Origin of the sequence: Erythrobacter sp. SG61-1L, from assembly GCF_001305965.1 — a bacterium.
Lineage (GTDB): Bacteria > Pseudomonadota > Alphaproteobacteria > Sphingomonadales > Sphingomonadaceae > Andeanibacterium.
The window spans coordinates 2,443,478-2,461,595 of record NZ_JXQC01000003.1 but is presented as its reverse complement, the minus strand read 5'-3'; the positions used below and the strand labels follow the sequence as shown (position 1 = coordinate 2,461,595).

The 18,118-nt window shown below is 64.4% G+C and carries 17 protein-coding genes; 11 read left to right on the top strand and 6 right to left on the bottom strand.

Features of this window, described 5'->3' with window-relative positions; all coding sequences use genetic code 11:
- The first annotated feature begins 13 nt into the window (after positions 1-13).
- The 3 genes from SZ64_RS11990 to ubiB are packed head-to-tail and all read left to right on the top strand — an operon-like array spanning position 14 to position 3,238.
- Positions 14-931, top strand: a complete 918-nt coding sequence (locus SZ64_RS11990; RefSeq protein ID WP_054532234.1) for a DMT family transporter — start codon at positions 14-16, stop codon at positions 929-931.
- A 23-nt stretch (positions 932-954) separates the two neighbouring features.
- On the top strand, positions 955-1,686 hold the full coding sequence (locus tag SZ64_RS11985; RefSeq protein WP_054531032.1) for a class I SAM-dependent methyltransferase: 732 nt from the start codon (positions 955-957) through the stop codon (positions 1,684-1,686).
- Between the two features lies 1 nt (position 1,687).
- Positions 1,688-3,238 (top strand): 2-polyprenylphenol 6-hydroxylase, encoded by a 1,551-nt coding sequence (gene ubiB / locus SZ64_RS11980; protein ID WP_054531031.1) that lies wholly within the window; start codon positions 1,688-1,690, stop codon positions 3,236-3,238.
- A gap of 135 nt (positions 3,239-3,373) precedes the next feature.
- Here the strand turns inward: ubiB and SZ64_RS11975 are convergent, their stop codons facing one another.
- Positions 3,374-3,772: a DUF4345 family protein gene (locus SZ64_RS11975; protein WP_054531030.1), complete on the bottom strand. Its 399-nt coding sequence runs from the start codon at positions 3,770-3,772 to the stop codon at positions 3,374-3,376.
- 152 nt (positions 3,773-3,924) lie between these two features.
- Between SZ64_RS11975 and SZ64_RS11970 the strand changes: the two genes are divergently transcribed.
- The 3 genes from SZ64_RS11970 to SZ64_RS11960 all read left to right on the top strand — a co-directional run bounded on the left by SZ64_RS11970 (position 3,925) and on the right by SZ64_RS11960 (position 6,603).
- A complete protein-coding gene (locus SZ64_RS11970; protein ID WP_054532233.1) occupies positions 3,925-5,658 on the top strand; it encodes a bifunctional phosphopantothenoylcysteine decarboxylase/phosphopantothenate synthase in 1,734 nt (577 codons plus the stop codon).
- Complete coding sequence (gene dut / locus SZ64_RS11965; protein ID WP_054531029.1) at positions 5,645-6,112, top strand: dUTP diphosphatase; 468 nt, start codon at positions 5,645-5,647, stop codon at positions 6,110-6,112. Before SZ64_RS11970 ends, dut begins: the two co-directional genes overlap by 14 nt.
- 182 nt (positions 6,113-6,294) lie before the next feature.
- The gene (locus SZ64_RS11960) at positions 6,295-6,603 is read left to right on the top strand and encodes a PilZ domain-containing protein (RefSeq protein WP_054531028.1); all 309 of its coding nucleotides are present in this window, start codon (positions 6,295-6,297) and stop codon (positions 6,601-6,603) included.
- A 97-nt stretch (positions 6,604-6,700) separates the two neighbouring features.
- On the opposite strand, the gene SZ64_RS11955 is transcribed toward SZ64_RS11960, so the two are convergent.
- The 4 genes from SZ64_RS11955 to secB form a co-directional block, all read right to left on the bottom strand.
- Positions 6,701-7,369, bottom strand: coding sequence for a DUF4136 domain-containing protein (locus SZ64_RS11955; RefSeq protein WP_054531027.1), 669 nt, complete (start codon positions 7,367-7,369; stop codon positions 6,701-6,703).
- A gap of 227 nt (positions 7,370-7,596) precedes the next feature.
- Positions 7,597-8,619: a tryptophan--tRNA ligase gene (gene trpS / locus SZ64_RS11950; RefSeq protein ID WP_054531026.1), complete on the bottom strand. Its 1,023-nt coding sequence runs from the start codon at positions 8,617-8,619 to the stop codon at positions 7,597-7,599.
- Positions 8,620-8,868: 249 nt separating this feature from the next.
- Entirely contained in the window at positions 8,869-10,473 is a 1,605-nt protein-coding gene (gene murJ, locus SZ64_RS11945; protein WP_054531025.1) for a murein biosynthesis integral membrane protein MurJ, read from the bottom strand.
- Positions 10,474-10,497: 24 nt separating this feature from the next.
- Positions 10,498-11,019, bottom strand: a complete 522-nt coding sequence (gene secB / locus SZ64_RS11940) for a protein-export chaperone SecB (RefSeq protein WP_054531024.1) — start codon at positions 11,017-11,019, stop codon at positions 10,498-10,500.
- 274 nt (positions 11,020-11,293) lie between these two features.
- Between secB and SZ64_RS11935 the strand changes: the two genes are divergently transcribed.
- From SZ64_RS11935 to SZ64_RS11920, 4 genes are read left to right on the top strand one after another with little or no spacing between them, the layout of a single operon-like run.
- Positions 11,294-11,959, top strand: a complete 666-nt coding sequence (locus SZ64_RS11935; protein WP_054531023.1) for a Tim44/TimA family putative adaptor protein — start codon at positions 11,294-11,296, stop codon at positions 11,957-11,959.
- Positions 11,960-11,967: 8 nt separating this feature from the next.
- Positions 11,968-13,182 (top strand): murein transglycosylase A, encoded by a 1,215-nt coding sequence (locus SZ64_RS11930; protein ID WP_241773033.1) that lies wholly within the window; start codon positions 11,968-11,970, stop codon positions 13,180-13,182.
- A 10-nt stretch (positions 13,183-13,192) separates the two neighbouring features.
- Positions 13,193-13,786, top strand: coding sequence for a Smr/MutS family protein (locus SZ64_RS11925; protein ID WP_054531022.1), 594 nt, complete (start codon positions 13,193-13,195; stop codon positions 13,784-13,786).
- A gap of 59 nt (positions 13,787-13,845) precedes the next feature.
- Positions 13,846-14,301, top strand: a complete 456-nt coding sequence (locus SZ64_RS11920) for a hypothetical protein (protein ID WP_054531021.1) — start codon at positions 13,846-13,848, stop codon at positions 14,299-14,301.
- Positions 14,302-14,367: 66 nt separating this feature from the next.
- Here SZ64_RS11920 and SZ64_RS11915 read toward each other — a convergent pair whose 3' ends face one another.
- Complete coding sequence (locus SZ64_RS11915) at positions 14,368-16,173, bottom strand: DEAD/DEAH box helicase (protein WP_054532231.1); 1,806 nt, start codon at positions 16,171-16,173, stop codon at positions 14,368-14,370.
- Positions 16,174-16,508: 335 nt separating this feature from the next.
- Between SZ64_RS11915 and SZ64_RS11910 the strand changes: the two genes are divergently transcribed.
- A complete protein-coding gene (locus SZ64_RS11910; protein WP_054531020.1) occupies positions 16,509-18,116 on the top strand; it encodes a DUF4173 domain-containing protein in 1,608 nt (535 codons plus the stop codon).
- The last annotated feature ends 2 nt before the right edge of the window (positions 18,117-18,118 follow it).

The following is an 18,118-nucleotide window of genomic DNA, read 5'->3' as shown; positions in this document are numbered from 1 at the left end:
CTATGTGGCCGCGATGCAAAAGGACAGAACCGAATTCCAGGCCATGGCCATGCTGGGGCTGGTCATGCTGCTCTGGGCCGGCAATTCCATCGTGGCCCGCGCGGTGCGCTTCGATGTGCCGCCTTTCACGCTTGCTTTTCTGCGCTGGGGATCGGCTCTGCTGCTGGTGGCGCCCTTTGCCGCGAAATCGGTGATTCGCGACTGGGCGGAGATCGTGAAGGGCTGGAAGTGGCTGCTGGCGCTCGGCATTCTCGGCGTGGGTGTGTTCAACGCCGCGCTTTATAGCGGGCTGCAATATACCACCGCCACCAATGCGCTGCTTTTGCAGGCAGGCATTCCGCCCGCTGTCCTGCTGTTGGACCGGCTGTTTTTCGGCACGCGCGCCCATGCGCTGCAGGTGGCAGGCGTGGTGTTCTCCACCCTGGGTGTGATGGCCATTGTGTTCGAAGGCAATCCGGCCGCACTGATGCGCCTGCATTTCGGCATTGGCGATGCCATGGTGCTGATCGGCGTGGCGGCCTGGGCATTCTACACTGTGCTGCTGCGCAAACGCCCGCCAATCGGGCCGCGCAGCTTCATCGCCGTCACTTTCGCAGTGGGTATGCTGGCCATGGTGCCGCTGGCCGCCAGCGAATGGCACGCAGGCCGCTTCGTGCACTGGAATGCGGGCGTGGCGGGCGCCATTGTCTATGTCGCGCTGTTCTCCTCGCTGGTGTCCTATTTCATCTATAATTGGGCGGCGGGGCGCATCGGGCCTGCACGGGCCGGGCAGGCGATCACGCTGCTGCCGCTGTTCGGCGCGCTGCTGTCCGCCGCGATTCTGGGCGAAAGCCTGCTGCCCTATCACTGGGCGGGCATGGCGCTGATCCTGGTGGGGATCGTCGCCGGGTCTTTCGGTGCGAAGAAGGAAGTCGGTGCTGGCGCCAAGTGACGCCCACAGCTAGAGGACGGGTCATGACTGACAGCGTTTCCTTCGGCTACGAAGAAGTGAGCCCGGAAGAGAAGACTCGGCGTGTAGGCGCGGTGTTTTCCAATGTGGCGGCGAAATACGACATCATGAACGATGCCATGTCCGGCGGCATGCATCGTTTGTGGAAGGATCGTTTCGTGCGCCGGGTGAAGCCCCAGCCGGGCGAACAGATCCTCGACATGGCAGGCGGCACGGGCGACATCGCCTTCCGCATGGCCGAGCGCGGGGCAATCGTGACCGTGTCTGACATCAATCAGGACATGCTGGATGTCGGTATCGAGCGAGCGATGAAACGGGGCCTTGATGAACTCGTCTGGTCGCGCCAGAATGCCGAGGAACTGAGCTTCCCCAGCCGCTTCTTCGATGCCTATACCATCGCCTTCGGCATCCGGAACGTGACCCGGATCGATAAGGCGCTGGCCGAAGCCTATCGCGTGCTGAAATTCGGCGGGCGCTTCTACTGCCTCGAATTCTCGACCACCGAATGGCCGGGCTTCAAGGAAGTCTACGACCTCTATTCGCACAAGCTGGTGCCGCAGATCGGCAAGGCGATTGCCCATGACGAGGAAAGCTATCGCTACCTCATCGAATCGATCCGCCGCTTCCCGCCCATGCCCGAATTCGAACAGATGATCCGCGATGCCGGCTTCACCCAGACGCGGGTGGAACCGATCCTTGGCGGGCTGGTGGCGATCCATTCGGGGTGGAAGGCATAGGGTGACCAGCCCCGCGACACATATTGTCCGGCTCCTGTCCTGGGGCCGCACACTGGCGCGGCATGGTGCGCTGCGCGGGATCGAGCGCGATCCCAACACGCCTGCCCCCGTGCGCAGGCTGGCCAAGATTGCCCGGTTCGGCACGTTCCAGCCGCGCGAGCCGGACTATTCCAGCGCCTTCAAGGCCATTGGCCCCGCGGCAATCAAGCTGGGCCAGTCGCTTGCCACCCGGCCCGATCTGGTGGGTGAAGATGCGGCGAATAATCTGCTCAGCCTGCAGGACAGCCTGCCGCCCGTGCCCTTCGAGGCGATCAGGCGCGAGATTGAGGGCAGCTTCGGCCAGCCGCTCGAGGCCTTGTTCGCCAGCGTCGATCCGGTGCCGGTGGGTGCCGCATCCATCGCGCAGGTCCATAAGGGCGTGACGACCGACGGGCGCACTGTGGCGATCAAGGTGCTGCGCCCCGGCATCCGCCGCCGTTTCGAGCGCGACATCGAGACCTATGAATGGGCCGCGGCCCATCTGGAGGCACTGGGCGGCGAGGCCGTGCGTCTGCGCCCGCGCCTGACTATCGAGAATTTCCGCCGCTGGACCGCGCGCGAACTGGATCTGCGGCGCGAGGCGGCATCTGCCAGCGAACTGGCCGCCGCGATGAAGGGTTTCGAAGGCTATCGCGTTCCGGAAATCGACTGGGACCGCACCAATGGCCGAGTGATGACCGTCGAATGGATCGACGGGGTCAAGATCAGCGATGTCGAGGCGCTGAAGGCGGCCGGGCACGATCTGCCCAAGCTGTCGAGCAGGCTGGTCCTCGCCTTCCTGACCCAGGCGATCAGCGCGGGCTTCTTCCATGCCGACATGCATCAGGGGAACCTGTTCGTGACGGCGGATGGCACCATCGTGGCCATCGACTTCGGCATCATGGGCCGGATCGACCGGCGTGCGCGGCAATGGCTGGCCGAGATTCTCTATGGCCTCACTACCGGCGATTATCGCCGCGTGGCCGAGATCCATTTCGAGGCGCAATATGTGCCCAGTTATCACTCGGTAGACGAATTCGCGACCGCGCTGCGCGCCGTGGGCGAGCCGATGCGCGGCAAGCCGGTGAGCGAGCTTTCCGTTGGTCAGATGCTGGACGGCCTGTTCGCCATCACCCGCGATTTCGACATGCAGACCCAGCCGCATCTGCTGCTGCTGCAAAAGACCATGGTGATGGTGGAAGGCGTAGCCACCCAGCTCAATCCCGCCATCAACATGTGGGATGTCGCATCGCCCTTCGTGCGCAGCTGGATACGCGACGAGCTTGGCCCCGAGGCCATGCTGGCCGACCGCCTGCGCGAGGATTTCAAGACCCTGCTGCGCCTGCCCGACATGCTGCGGCGGCTGGAAGAACGCTTCCCTGCCAAGGGCGGAGCGCCGGAAGCCCCGCCGCTCGATCCGGTGCCGCTCATCTGGGAACGGCGCGGTGAACGGCGCTGGCCGGGCTATGCCGCCGCCGCCCTGATCGGCGGCGCGGCAATGTGGGGTGCCTTGGCGCTGGGGTGGATCGGCTAGGGCGAGAGCCTCCGCCTGATGCGGTTCCGTCATTGCGAGCGTAGCGAAGCAATCCAGAGCCAAACGCGTTTCGCCCTGGATTGCCGCGTGGCCTGCGGCCCCTCGCAATGACGATAAAGTGAATGCAATCCTGACTCAGCTCGTCAGTTCTTCCACTTTGTGGTGGGGCAGCATGCGGTTGCCCATGATGGACACCAGCACCACGGCGGCCTCGATTGCCATGGGCATGGCCGCGCCTTCATAGCTGCCATCGGCAAACAGGCTCACCAGCCGTCCGGTGAAGGCAATGCCGAACAGGGCGGCGGGCACCAGCAGCATGTCGCCTGCGCGCTTCCATGCGCCCCACACCATGCAGAAACCGCCGACCACGAAGAAGGCGGTCATATCCGCGCGAATGGTGGACCAGCCTGCGGTGCCGGCTGCGTCCAGCCCGAAGCTGCCGACCGAGGATTGCGGCGTGGCCAGAAAGCTCAGCCCGTTGATGATGAAAAACAGCCCGCCAACGAACAGCAGGGCGGTGAGGATCAGGCGCATCTAAAATTCTCCTCCGTCTCGAAATCCGGATATGCCCGGATAGCGGGCGCTAGGCAAAACTTAACCACACTCGGGCATGACTGGCCTTAGGTTAACAGCGGCGCTAGGTTGGCTGAATGAATCTCATGGCCGGGGAGGTGCAGGCTGCACATATGACGGGACCACGCATCCTGCTGGTCGTAGGTGGAGGTATCGCCGCCTACAAGTCGTGCGAACTCGTCCGCCTGATCCGCAAGGGCGGCGGCGATGTCACTTGCGTGCTCACAGAAGGCGGGGCGCAATTCGTCACGCCCATGTCGCTTGCGGCACTGAGCGAGAACAAGGTCCATACTTCGCTGTGGGATCTGACGGACGAGGCGGAGATGGGCCATATCCAGCTCAGCCGTGCGGCCGATCTGGTGGTGGTTTGCCCGGCGACGGCCGATCTGCTGGCCAAGATGGCGGCAGGCATTGCCGATGATCTGGGCACCACGCTGATTCTCGCCACGGACAAGCCGGTGCTGGCCGTGCCCGCGATGAATGTGCGCATGTGGGAGCATGAGGCAACCCAGCGTAATGTCGCCTGGCTCACGCAGGCAGGCGTGCGGGTGATGCAGCCAGACGAAGGGCCGATGGCCTGCGGCGAATTCGGCCCCGGGCGACTGCCCGAGCCGGAAATGGTCTGGCTGGAAATCGCCGAGATGCTGGGTGTCGACCCCGGCATGCTCGGTGCTGGTGGGGCTGGCAGACACGAGATTGCCGATTATCTCCAGGCCTTGGAGCCTGAGGACGAGCCGGAAGAAAGCTGGGAACCGGAGGAGGAAGAGGAATCCGCTTCCGCCAAGGGTGGCCTCAGTGGGTTGTTTGCTTCGCTGATCCACCGCACCACGCCGCGCCGCATCCGCGAGGAAGAAGTCGAATATGGCGACATTCCGGCGATCCCGGCCGATTTCGTGCCGACGCAGGCCCCGTTCGAGGATGCGCTGTCCAAGGCCTATCCCGAGCCGGGCATGGAGCCGGAACCGTTGCCGGAAGAAGCGCCGATCGACGCAGTGCCCGATCTGACCGGTTCTCTCTTCGCCAAGAAGGGCAAGGCCCGGTCTGCTCCGCCGACCGATGTCGAGGCGATCAATCATCTCGTTCACACAGGCTCCGGCGCTGCGGCGCCCGAACCGGTCGTGCCCGAACATTCGATGCCGCAAATGGGTTCGGTGCTGGACGACCCGCTGGAAGGCCAGCCGGGCTTCGAGATTTCGCCCGAGCATCGCCCGCTTTACGGCAAGCATGTGCTGGTGACCGCCGGGCCGACGCATGAGCCGATCGATCCGGTGCGCTACATCGCCAATCGTTCCTCGGGCAAGCAGGGCTTCGCCATTGCCGCTGCCGCCGCCGCTCTGGGTGCGCGCGTGACGCTGGTGACCGGCCCGGTCCACCTCAGGACGCCGCCGGGGGTTGACCGGATCGACGTCGAATCCGCGCTGGAAATGTCCGAGGCGGTCAAGCGAGCGCTGCCTGCCGATGCGGCGGTGATGGTGGCTGCCGTGGCCGACTGGCGGACGAAGGAATTTGCGGATGCCAAGATCAAGAAGCGCGCCAATGCCCCGCCGGCCCTGTTGCTGACCGAAAATCCCGACATTCTCGCCACGGTGGCGGCGGGCACCAAGCGGCCCAAGCTGCTGGTGGGCTTCGCGGCGGAAACCGACAATCTGATCGAGAACGCCAAGAAGAAGCGCAAGTCCAAGGGCGCGGACTGGATCGTGGCCAATGACGTGACCGGCGATGCCATGGGCGGCGAACAGAACACTGTGCATATTGTCACGGCCAAGGCTGTCGAGGACTGGCCCGCGATGCCAAAGGAAGACGTAGCGCTGAAGCTGATGGAAAGGATTGCCGATGCCCTCGAATGACGTTGCGGTACAGGTCAAGCGCCTGCCGCATGGCGAGGGTCTGGAGCTTCCGAAATATGCCACGCCCGGTGCAGCCGGGATGGACGTTCTCTCGGCTGAGGACGTGGTGCTGGAACCGGGCATGCGCCATCCTGTGGCCACCGGCCTCGCCGTGGCGATTCCCGATGGCTACGAGATTCAGGTGCGCCCGCGCTCTGGCCTTGCGCTCAAGCATGGGGTCAGCGTGCCCAACACGCCGGGCACGATCGATTCCGATTATCGCGGCGAGCTGAAGGTCATCATGATCAATTTCGGCAGCGAACCTTTCGCGATTCACCGGGGCGACCGCGTGGCGCAGCTGGTACTGGCGCCAGTTACGCGGGCAAGCTGGTCCGAAGTGGCCGAGCTTGACGATACGGAACGCGGCACAGGCGGCTTCGGATCGACAGGCGGGGTCGTCTCTCTCAAGGGCTGAACGGGCGGTGCCCAGCGCCTGACGGGTGCTGGGCCACATGCTTACTTTGGGGTAAATTTGTTGTTCACCCCAAATTGACCAGACCTCTAAGCCCTTTGCTGATCAATATTCATCATTAATCCTTGGCGCTGCAAGGGCGCGGAATTGAGCCGCTTTCCCGCAGCGCTGCAGGGAATATTGATATGGCCAGCGTGTCCATCGACGCTCCGAACGAGGCAAGGCAGCTCATTGCCCAGTGCCGCACTCGCGGTGGTGGCGTGCTGGAGTTACCTGTGCTCGACATCTCCCCCATCGGTTGCATGATCGACCGTCGCGCCTGGTCCATCCGCACGGATGACCGGGTGCTGATCAAGCTCGAAGGCCTCAGCTACCAGCCCGCCACCGTGGTGTGGGTGGAAGATGACCGGGCCGGGCTGATGTTCGAACAATTGCTGTACGAACCGATCCTGGCGCGGCTGCGCCAATCGCTCCTGCCGCGCAGGAACGGCTGAAGCCTCTACACTCCGGCCAGTGTCGGAAATGAAAAAGGCGGACCCCGCGGGGCCCGCCTTTCGTTTGTCCGTCAGCCTCGGGAAGGTGGCCGGGGACCTACTTCTTCTTTTCCGGCGCGATGGTGATGCGCACCGTCTCGCCCGAATTGCCGGGGAAGTCGGTGAACATGGCTTCCACCAGATTGGGCACCAGATATTGCAAGCGGTTCGAGGTGGAGACGGCCTGGGCCTTGCCTTCGAACAGGCGCTGGCCATCGGCCGTGCGGTCGATCTTCAGTTCGATCCCGCTGGTATAGACGGTGTAGCTGTCAAGCGAGCGATCATCGAAGAACGGATCGTACCAGCCGAAGCCCCACATGCGGCTGCGGTAATAGGCCGAACGGCCGTAATAACCGCGATAGCCGTACCACGGGCTCCAGAACGGATCGCGGCTGAAGCTGCTGCCGGTCACCTTCTCGCGCCCGGTATCCACACCATAGTCGAAGCGGACGAGCAGCGTGGCATTGTTTGGCGAGGCCAGTTCATAGCCCAGCTTCTGCATCTGGCCTTCGACCAGATGGGCATATTGCGAGAACTCAAGCCCGCCGGCCAGCTTGGGGTCTTCGGCCACCACGGCGAAAGTCTGGCCCTGCGGCGCGGGAAGCTGGCTCTGGAAACGGGAGACGTCCGCCTTGAAGGAAGACGCGCAGGCGGCAAGGGCGGCCAGCAACAGCGGAACCACCACCAGCTTGATCGTGCGACCGATCGTATTCTTCTCTATCGTCATGTCAGGTCTCTTCTGGAATGCCCGGCAAACGGGAGTGCGCCCCCAATAGACCGCGCTGATAGACTTTATATCCTGACACTAACCTGCCTTGGGCTGGCTTAATAGGCGTTGAATGCAGGCCGGAATCCGGGGTGCGAAAATGCGAACGGGGCCGCCGATCCCGGTAAGGAAAGGCGGCCCCGCGCGATTTTGTGCTGCCATTGCCGTTTCCGGCTGCGGCATAGCGATCAATGGTGGCTGCGCACCAGCCCCAGCGCGTCATAGGCCGCATCCAGAGTCGGGCCGGCAATGTCGCGGGCCTTGAGCGCACCCTTCGCCAGAATCGCGTCCAGAGCCTCGCGGTCCTGCTTCAGTTCCACGAAGCGGCTGGTGATCTGGCCCAGCGTTTCCACCAGCAGATCGCCCAGCGCAGGCTTGAACGCGCCGAAGCCCTTGCCGGCGAAATCGGCCAGCACCGCTTCGGCGGTTGTGTCGGCCATCGTGGCATAGATGCCCACCAGATTGGCAGCTTCGGGCCGGCCTTCCAGACCTGCGACCTCGGAAGGCAGCGGTTCGGGATCGGTCTTGGCCTTCTTCACCTTCTGCATGATGGTGTCGGCATCGTCGGTCAGGTTGATGCGGCTCATGTCCGAGGGATCGGACTTGCTCATCTTCGATGTGCCGTCGCGCAGGCTCATGATCCGGGCGGCGTCGGGCGGGATGATCGCATCGGGCAGCGTGAAGACGGGCTTGTCTTCACTGGCGAAGTCGTTGTTGAACTTCTGGGCGATGTCGCGTGCCAGTTCCAGATGCTGCTTCTGGTCCTCGCCCACTGGAACGTGAGTGGCCTGATACAGCAGCACGTCGGCCGCCTGCAGCACCGGATAAGTGAACAGGGCGATGCTGGCGCCTTCGCGGTTCTTGCCGGACTTGTCCTTGAACTGTGTCATGCGGTTCAACCAACCCATGCGGGCAGTGCCGTTCAGCAACCATTGCAGTTCGGAATGGGCGGGAACCTGTGCCTGATTGAACAGGACGGAACGATCGGGATCGATCCCGCAGGCGGTCAGCGCGGCGACCATTTCCAGCGTGGCGGAATGCAGCTCTTTCGGGCTGTGCGGCATGGAAATGGCGTGCAGATCGGCCAGGAAGAACAGGCATTCGCTGCCTTCTTCCATCTCGTCCTGCATGCGGACCCAGTTGCGGATGGCGCCCAGATAATTGCCGAGGTGAAGCTGCCCGGTGGGCTGGATGCCGGATACGATACGCATTGCTTTGGAACTTTCGAAAAACGAACTGTCGGTGTTGCCGTCTGGCGAATGCAGACGACAGGCATGAGAAATCAGTGCGCGGCGCGCGATGCCGCCTCACGCCATCGCCCGGACTCCTCTGGTGCCCCCCGGCCGATATGGGCCATGATGCAAGAGCAGGATGGGATTCGTTCCATGGGCGGGGCGCATATCACAATTTGCGCATGGAGGAAGCCCGTGATCTTCAGGCCCTTGCCTGAAGGCGGCAGGTCAGTCCGTATCCAGCGCATTGCTGTTCGGGCGCCGACGCCGCAATTGCCGCAGAAGATCCTTGTCGAGCGCGCCGATGGCATAGGCAATGGCGAAGAACACGGCCATGCCGAGGCCCACGAGTACCGCGAGCGACCATGCCCGTTCGAAGGCATTGCCGGCATAGCGATCCGCCATCAGCGGCATCACGAAATAGAGCGCCAGCGCCATCGCGCCGGTTGCCACGATCTGCCGGGCGATTTGCCCGGCCAGCCTGCCGGTGAAGTGGAACCAGCCGCGCCGGTGCAGGATCGTGTAGAGGATCGTGCAGTTGAGTGTGGCCGAAGCGGCCGTTGCCGCTGCCAGCCCGACTATGCCGAAACGCTGCACTACATAGAGGTTCACCGCGATGTTGAAGACCAGCGAGACCAGCGCGGAAAGCACCGGAGTGCGTGTATCTTCCCGCGCGAAGAAGCCGGGATTGAGGATCTTCACCACCACATAGGCAGGCAGGCCCGCCACCAGCGCCACCACGATATTCGCCATGATCGCCCCGTCAGCCGGGGTGAATTTCCCGCCTACGAAGAAGGCAGTGACGAAGGCAGGTGCGCACACGGCCAACGCTGCCGCGGCAGGCAGGGTAAGCAATGTGCCCATTTCGAAGGCATTGGCCTGCAACCGTTGCGCCTCGCGGGAATTATCCTCGTGGATATGGCGCGAGAGCATGGGCAGGATCGCCGTGCCCAGTGCGATGCCCACGATGCCCAGCGGCATCTGGTTCAGCCGGTCCGCCAGCTTGAGCAGGGTCAGCGATCCCTGTTGCAGGCTGGTGGCGAAGAATGTGTCGACGAACTGGCTGATCTGATAGATGCCCGCACCGAAGGTGGCGGGCAGGATCAGTGCGCCGAGCCGCTTCACTTCGGGCGTGATCTTCGGGAAGGTGACCTTCAGGCGCACGCCCGCCCGGCGGGTTTCCCATGCCAGATAGATCAGCTGCAACAGGCCCGCCACGGAAACGCCGAATGCCAGCGCAGTGGCCACGGTGATGTCCGTCCCGCCTTGTTCGCGCAGAAACCAGCCGACCCCCAATGAAGAGATCAGCGCGATGTTCAGCAGCACGGGCGCGGCCGCGCCCGGCGCGAATTTGGCCCGTGCATTCAGCAGGCCGGACAGCATGGCGACCAGGCTGATCAGGCCAAGATAGGGAAAGGTGATCCGGCTGAGGGTAACGGCAAGCTCATATTTGCCGGGCACGCTCTGGAACTCGCTGGCCAGAAGCCAGACGATCCCCGGCATGGCGAGCATTGCCAGCGCGCTGAATGCCACCAGCACCCAGACGAACACGGCCAGCACGTCGTCGGCGAATTTTTCCGCCGCCTCCTCACTACCGGGCTGTCCGTTCGCGCCATGCAGGGCGCGCGAATAGAGCGGTACGAAGGCGACCGAGAAGGCGCCTTCGGCAAACAGCCGCCGGAAGGTGTTAGGCAGGGTGAAGGCAAGCTGGAACGCATCTGCTGCCAGCCCTGCGCCAAGGACGCGGGCCAGCAGCATATCGCGCATGAAGCCGAACACGCGGCTGATGGCGGTCAGCCCGCCGATCGTGCCGACGTTGCGAACGAGGCTCATCGCCTGCGCCCTGCCTGTCTATTGTCAGGCGTTGCCGGTTGCCATGCCTTCGGCCTGACCCTGATCGAGCCGCTGCTGCAGCTGCTGGGCGTAAAGGCCGTGGAAGTCGATGGGATCGAGCAGCAGCGGGGCAAAGCCCGCATCGCGGGTGGCATCGGCCAGCACGCGGCGCGCGAAGGGGAACAGGATGCGCGGGCCTTCGGCATACAGGAAGGCGTGCGCCTGATCTTCAGGCATGTTGCGCAGGCCGATCAGGCCGCAATAGGCCAGCTCGACCACATAGCTGACGCCCTGCGAGGTCTTGGCCGTGGCACCGATCTTCAGTTCGATCTCGTGCACTTCGGCATTCACCTGGCGGGTGCCGATGTTGAACTGCACGTCCAGTTCGGGCTGTTCGGTCCACTGGAAGCTTTCCGGTGCGCGCGGGTTTTCGACCGAAAGGTCTTTCACATATTGCGACAGCAGCCCGGCCACGGGCTGAGTGTCCGCGCCGTTTGCGCCAGCATTGGAATCGAGGTTGGTCAGCACGTCGCCTTCGTCGGCCATGATCTTCGCTTTCTTACAAGGAATCCGCTCAGTTTCATCGCGCAGGGGCGATGTCCGGCCGCGCGGTTAGCATCTGGGATGCCGCCCCGCAACGCCCGCGCGGCGGGGATTGGCCGGAATGGGTGGAGTCTCCCGCTTGCCACAGGCGAATGGCCGCAATTTCGGTCCACCTGTTGTTCATTTGTAATATGTACCTATTTCAGGCAGAATTGCAGATTAACGGTGGTGCCTGTTGGTGTCGCCCGTGTTACACCGGTTTTCGAGCCCGAGATTCATGATCTACGAAATTGTCATTCTGGCCGCGATCGCTGCCTTTCTGGGCCTGAGGCTCTATTCCGTGCTGGGCCGCCGTGCCGAGCATGAGGAAGAGCCTGTGCCTACCCGGTTCGACCAGCCGGAAGGGCAGAAGGGCCTGCCGCGCCGTTCGCCACCCCCCGCCCAGCCTGCCCTGCAGCCTGTTCGCCAGCGTGAGTTCGGCCTTTATCCGCCCGCGCTGGATCAGGGCCTGCGCGCCATCGTTTCGGCCGATCGCCAGTTCGATCTGCCCGCCTTCCTCGAAGGGGCGAAGATGGCCTATGGCGTGATCCTCGAAGCCTTCTGGCGCGGTGACCGCGATACGCTGCGCAGCCTGTGCGATTCCGACGTATATGAACAGTTCGCCGCCGCTATCGACGCGCGTGAAGCCGCAGGCGAAACGCTCGACAACCGGCTGGTGCGTATCGAGGAAGTGGAGCTGCGCTCTGCCTCGCTCGACGGACGCATGGCCCGCATCGCGGTGAGCTTTGTCGCGGACATCGCCGCAGTCACGCGGGACAAGGATGGCAATGTGGTTGCCGGGTCGCTTCACGATGCGGTGGAAAGCCGCGACGTGTGGACCTTCATGCGCGACGTGACGTCCTCCGCGCCTGACTGGCTGCTCGACGAAACCGACGAAGGCTGAGGGCTCCCATGGCCGTGAGCATGCGCGGGCTCGGATCGCTCGCCGCGCTGGCCATGCTTTCGGCCTGCGGGCACATCATTCCGCAAGTCTCCGGGCCGGGAGCGCAGCCTGCGCCTCGGCCGCTTCCCGTTCCGACGCCCACGCCCGCTACTGCGCTGGTTGCGGGCCTTGCGCCGGGCAAAGGCGTGAGTGCGCTCAACCTTTCGCGCTACGATGCGGGCGATGCGCTGGCCTCCTTTGCCGAAAGCTGCCCTCGCCTCACTGCGCGCGAGGATGGCAGCGGCCTGACGCGGAAGGAAGACTGGCGCCCGGCCTGCCAAGCCGCCACGGCTTGGGACAGGAACGATGCAAGCCGGTTCTTCGCTACATATTTCGAAACCGCCATCGTGGGCGACGGCAAGGCCTTCGCCACTGGCTATTACGAACCGGAAATCGCCGGGGTGCGCAATCGCCAGCCGGGCTATGACGTGCCTGTCTATGCCCTGCCGCAAGACCTGACGCGCGGCTGGTATGACGATATGCCCGCCACGGAACGGACCGGCCAGCCTCCGCTCGGCAGGTTCGACGAACAGGGCCGCTTCGTGCCTTATTACGAACGGGCGGAGATCGACCAGGGCGCGCTGGCCGGCAAAGGGCTGGAGATCGCCTGGGCGGCCGATCCGGTGGAATTCTTCTTCCTGCAGATCCAGGGTTCGGGCCGGTTGCGTGGGCCGGACGGAACCGTGCTGCGCATAGGCTACGCCGGGCAGAACGGGCGCGAATATGCGGGCATCGGCTCGCTGATGCGCGAACGCGGCCTGATCGGCAGCGGGCCGGGGCAATATTCCGGATCGATGCAAGGCATCATGCAATATCTGCGTGAACATCCTGAAGATGGCCGCGCCCTGATGCGCGAGAACAAGAGCTGGGTGTTCTTCCGCGAACTGACCGGCGATGGCCCGATAGGCGCGTTGAGCGTGCCGGTGCGCCCGCAAAGCTCCGTTGCGGCGGACCCCAAATTCGTGCCGCTGGGCGCGCCGGTGTTCCTCGATGTCGACAACCCGCTCGCTAGTGGGCTGTGGATCGCACAGGATACGGGCGGCGCGATCAAGGGCGCCAATCGCTTCGACACTTTCTGGGGCGCGGGTGAGGAAGCGCGGCAGGTGGCGGGCGGCATGTCCACGCGCGGGCAGGCGGTGCTGCTGCTGCCCAAGGGCACACTGCGCCGTCTGGGCGCGGAATAAGGGGCAGGCCATGCGCACGCCGCGCGGGCTTTCGCTCGAGGAAAAGGCCCTGTGGCAGCGTGTGGCCAGCACCGTAAAGCCGCTTCACCCCAAGCCGCCCCGCACCGGTCAGGGTAACCAGTCGCAGGCAGGTGAAGCGGTGCGAACTGCCGTCGCCCCCCTGCCGCCCAAGCCCCAGCCGAAGGCGATCAAAGGCCGCGTCCCCGCACCGCTGCCGCCCAAGGCAACTCCGGCACCGCGCCAAACCCTGCATGATCGTCACGGGCTGGATTCAAGCTGGGAACGCAAGCTGAAGGGTGCGCGGATCGATCCCGATTTCACGCTGGACCTGCATGGCCATACTCTGGACGAGGCGCATGTCCGGCTTGACCGGGGCCTATCGCAGGCAAAGGCCATGGGCGCGCGGCTGGTGCTGGTCGTCACTGGCAAATCCCGCCCGGTGGAACATGCCGACCGGGGCGAGCGCCGGGGTGCCATCCGCGCCAAAGTCCTCGACTGGCTCGCTGCCGGGCCGCACGGCCCGGACATCGCTGCCGTACGCGGTGCACATCGGCGCCATGGCGGCGATGGGGCGATCTACATCGTGCTGCGGCGGGGGCGGTAAGATAATACAACTGCGCCAATTCGCTGGCGCTGGAATCCCCGATATCCTAGCTTCTCGCAATGGCCTCCGGCATTCCAGATGACCGCGATTTAATCGCCGCCCTGTTTCGGGAGCGCTTTGGCAAGCTGACCATAATTGTCTTGTCTGACGGTCGTGTGCTGGAAGCGGAGCAGGTGCGAGAGTGCGAAGTTGGTTCCCAAGGTGAGCGCTTCCAGCTGCTTGGTTCGCTTGAAACAAGCTTCTCGCCCCGCGATGTCGTATTCGTAAAAGACGCTGGCAGTGGTGAAATTCTGTGGGAGACCCCTGTTGGGAAACTCGAATATGTTCCCCGGGCACCAAGTCGGAACGTGAAGGCGCTCGGCGTGGCCGTGCTCAGCCTGATGGTCCTTGCTGGCGCGAATTTCGTGGGTGAATGGGGCCTGTTTTCGCCATTTGATCGGCAAGTGCTGTTTGGCGCGCTGTTCATCGGGCTTGTTTTCAATCGATTTAGCCCTCGAGTGATCGAGCGGGCCTAACCAGCCCAAATGCGCTGAGCCCTGAACGCAAAACGGGCGGGAAGATCGCTTCCCGCCCGTCTCGTTTCACTTGTCCTTCTTGCCGGCGTGGAAGGGCTTCTTCTTGCCTTTCCACGGGGCGGGCTTGCCGCCTCCGCCACCACCGTCGCGGTCCGGCCGGGGGCCGTGGCCCTTATGCGGATGCCGGGGCCGGCCATGCGCGCCGGCGGCATTGTCGCGCGGTGCGCGGGCATCCCGGCCGTTGCGGCGCGCGGCCTCACGCGGGGCTTCGTTCGACTGTTCGATGCGAACGCCTTCCTCGTCTCCCTCGCCGCCCGCAGTGCGCTGCAATGCAGCGTTGAACTTGGCGGCGACGGCGCGGGTCACCTGGAAGTGGGTTTCATTGGGGGCAATGCGGATCGCGCCGATTTCGTTACGAGTGATGTGTCCGCGGCGGCACAGCAGCGGCAGAATCCAGCGCGGGTCGGCATTGTGACGGCGGCCCACATCCATGCGGAACCACACTGCATCCTCGAAACCGGGGCGGTGCTTTTCCTTCTGCGCGGCGCGGCGGGCTTCCGGCGTATTCTCGATCAGTTCTTCCGGCTCGGGCAGGGCGGCACGATGGGCGCGAACCAGCATGGCGGCAATGTCCGCCGGGCTGCGTTCGGCCAGCAGGGCCTCGGCCAGCTCGCGGTCGGTCTCGTCCAGTTCCACCGGCGCGAGCAGGGCGGCGAGCAGGCGGGTGCGGTCCTGTGCGCGGATGTCATCAGGGCTGGGCGCGTCGATCCACTCGGCATTGATGCGCGCGTGGTGCAACATGGATTCCACCCGGCGGCGGCGCGGGAAGGGCACGATCAGCACGGCAGTGCCCTTCTTGCCCGCGCGGCCGGTGCGGCCGGAACGGTGCTGGAGCGTTTCCGCATCGCGCGGAATCTCGACATGGACCACGAGGCTGAGCGAGGGCAGGTCGATCCCGCGCGCGGCCACGTCGGTCGCCACGCAGACGCGCGCGCGCCGGTCGCGCAGGGCCTGCAGCGCGTGGTTGCGTTCGGACTGCGAATGCTCACCGGAGAGGGCAACCACGGCAAAGCCGCGTTCCTGCAGGGTGGCGTGCAGGTGGCGGACATTGTCGCGCGTGGCGCAGAACAGGATTGCCGTCTCCGCTTCGTGGAAGCGCAGCAGATTGACCACCGCGTTCTCGATCTCGGACGGGGACACGGTGACGGCCTGATAGGCGATGTCGCCATGGCCGCGCTCATTGCCGACCGTTGAGATGCGCAGCGCATCTTGCTGGTAACGGCGCGCCATGGCCTCGATCGGGCGAGGCATGGTGGCGGAAAACAGCAGCGTGCGGCGCGTTTCGGGCGTGGCGTCCAGAATCTCTTCCAGATCTTCGCGGAAGCCCATGTCGAGCATCTCGTCCGCTTCGTCGAGCACGATGGCGGCCAGTTCCGACAGGTCCAGCGCGCCGCGTTCCAGATGGTCGCGCAGGCGGCCCGGTGTGCCGACGACGATGGTTGCACCGGCCTGCAGGGCACGGCGTTCCTGCGAGGGGTTCATGCCGCCAACGCAAGTGGCGATGCGGGCACCGGCCTTGCCATAGAGCCATGCCAGCTCGCGGCTGACCTGCAGGGCCAGTTCGCGCGTGGGTGCAATTACGAGAGCCTTGGGCAGGCCGAAACCGGCGGCAGTGCCGCTTTCGTTAAGCAGTTCGCCGGCCATGGCGAGGCCGAAGGCGACAGTCTTGCCCGAGCCGGTCTGGGCGGAAACGACCAGATCGCGGCCCAGCGCCTCAGGTTCAAGCACAGCTGCCTGGACGGGCGTGGGCTGGGCATAGCCGCGTTCGGCAAGGGCTTCGCCGAGGATCGGCGGGAGATTGGAAAAACTCATGGAACTCACAATGATTGGCATCGCGCATTGGCACGATGCTGGGCGTTTCTAAAGATTTGGTGGCCGCCATACGCCGGCCCGGGCCCCCATGGACAAAGTCCGCCCAGCCAGCCCTCAATGTCGGCAGCTTTGGCGGCCCCATACAGACTTGCACCGCGTTTGGCTTCAATTGTTTTTAGGGGAGCCTTGGCGGCTCGTCTCATCGCCCCCACGCACCGTCCATAGCCTGCACCGAATCTGCACAGGAACCACATCGATACGGCACCCCTTGTGGCCACTGGCTGCGCGCGGCGCGGGCAGAAGGGCCTCCATTTCCGCAGGGATGGAGAAGCGCGATGGATTTCCGGCAGCCTCGGTTCAGGGGCACATTCGGCCTCAAGGCCATTCTGACAGTGGCGCTGGTGGCGCTGGGCGATCTGATGTTCTTCCAGCAGGGGCTGCATGGCGGTGCCTTTGGCCTATACGGTCTCGCGATGCTGGCCGCGCTTGCCCTGGCGCGGCCAGCCGTGATCGGCCACCTGCGCCCGGCCTTGGTGCTGTGCCTTGCGGCGCTTTATGCGCTAGCGATGATTTACAATGCCAGCCCGCTGCCGTGGCTGTTGTTCTGGATTGCCGCCGGTATTGCCACGCTGATGCCGGGGACCGTGGGTTTCGACGATGGCTGGCGCTGGTTCCAGCGGCTGTCCTATCATGCGATCGTTTCCCTGATCGGCCCGCCGTTCGACTTTGGCCGCCGTGCGGGTGCAAATGCGCGCCGGGGCACTGCGCCGGGTGGGCTGAAGCGGCTGCTGCCGGTGATAATTCTGCCGATCGCCGGTTCGCTGGTGTTCGTCGGCCTGTTCGCGGCGGCCAACCCGGTCATCGAGAACTGGCTGGCATCGTTCAGCGGCCCCAGCGTCGATGGCTGGACGTTCCTGCGTCTGGCCTTGTGGCTCCTGCTTGTCTGGATGGCATGGTCATTGATGCGCCCGCATCTGCCTCGGAATCTGTTGGGCACATTCGACGGTCGGGGCGATCTGAATATTCCTGGAGTTTCGACCGAATCCGTCCTGCTTTCGCTGGTGGTCTTCAACGGCCTTTTCCTGATGCAGAACATGATGGATGCGGCATGGCTGTGGGGGTTTGTGCCGCTGCCCGACGGGATGACGCTGGCTTCCTATGCCCATCGTGGAGCCTATCCGCTGATCGCCACTGCCCTGCTGGCGGCGCTGTTCGTGCTGGTGGCGCTGCGCCCCGGATCGACGACGGCAGGCAATCGTTCCGTGCGTGTGCTGGTGGTGCTGTGGATCGCCCAGAACCTGTTTCTGGTGTTCAATGCAGCCCTGCGCACCGTGGACTATGTGGAAGCCTATTCGCTGACGGTGCTGCGCATTTCCGCCCTGCTGTGGATGGCACTGGTCGCGGTGGGCCTTGTGCTGGTGCTGTGGCGGATGTTTGCGGGCAAGAGCGCGGCGTGGCTGATCAACGCCAACCTCGGCGCTGCAGGGCTGCTGCTGACGGGTGTCTGCTTCGTCGATCTGGGGGCAGTGGCGGCGGAATGGAATGTGCGCCATGCGCGTGAAGTGGATGGCGACGGAGCGGTGCTGGATCTGTGCTATCTCAATGGGCTGGGTGGTTCCGCGCTGGTGCCGCTGATCCGGCTGGAGCAGAGCGACTTGCCGGATGAATTGCACCAGCGGGTGCGTAATGTGCGCCTGGTTGTCCATCACCGGCTGCGCGACGATGTGCAGCATGGCGGATGGGATGTGCGGTCCCGGCAGCAGCTTGCCGAGGCGAGTGCGCTGCTGGGCGGCAGGATCGGCCCGAGGCTTGTGGATTGGGACTATGGCTGCGACGGTGAACGTCTTGAGGCCTATATCCCGCCCGCGCCTTCCGCGGCCGCTCCCGTCCCCGTGGCAACCGAAACGGCCGCCGCCGCGTTGACCGGGGGAACGGAACGGTGAAG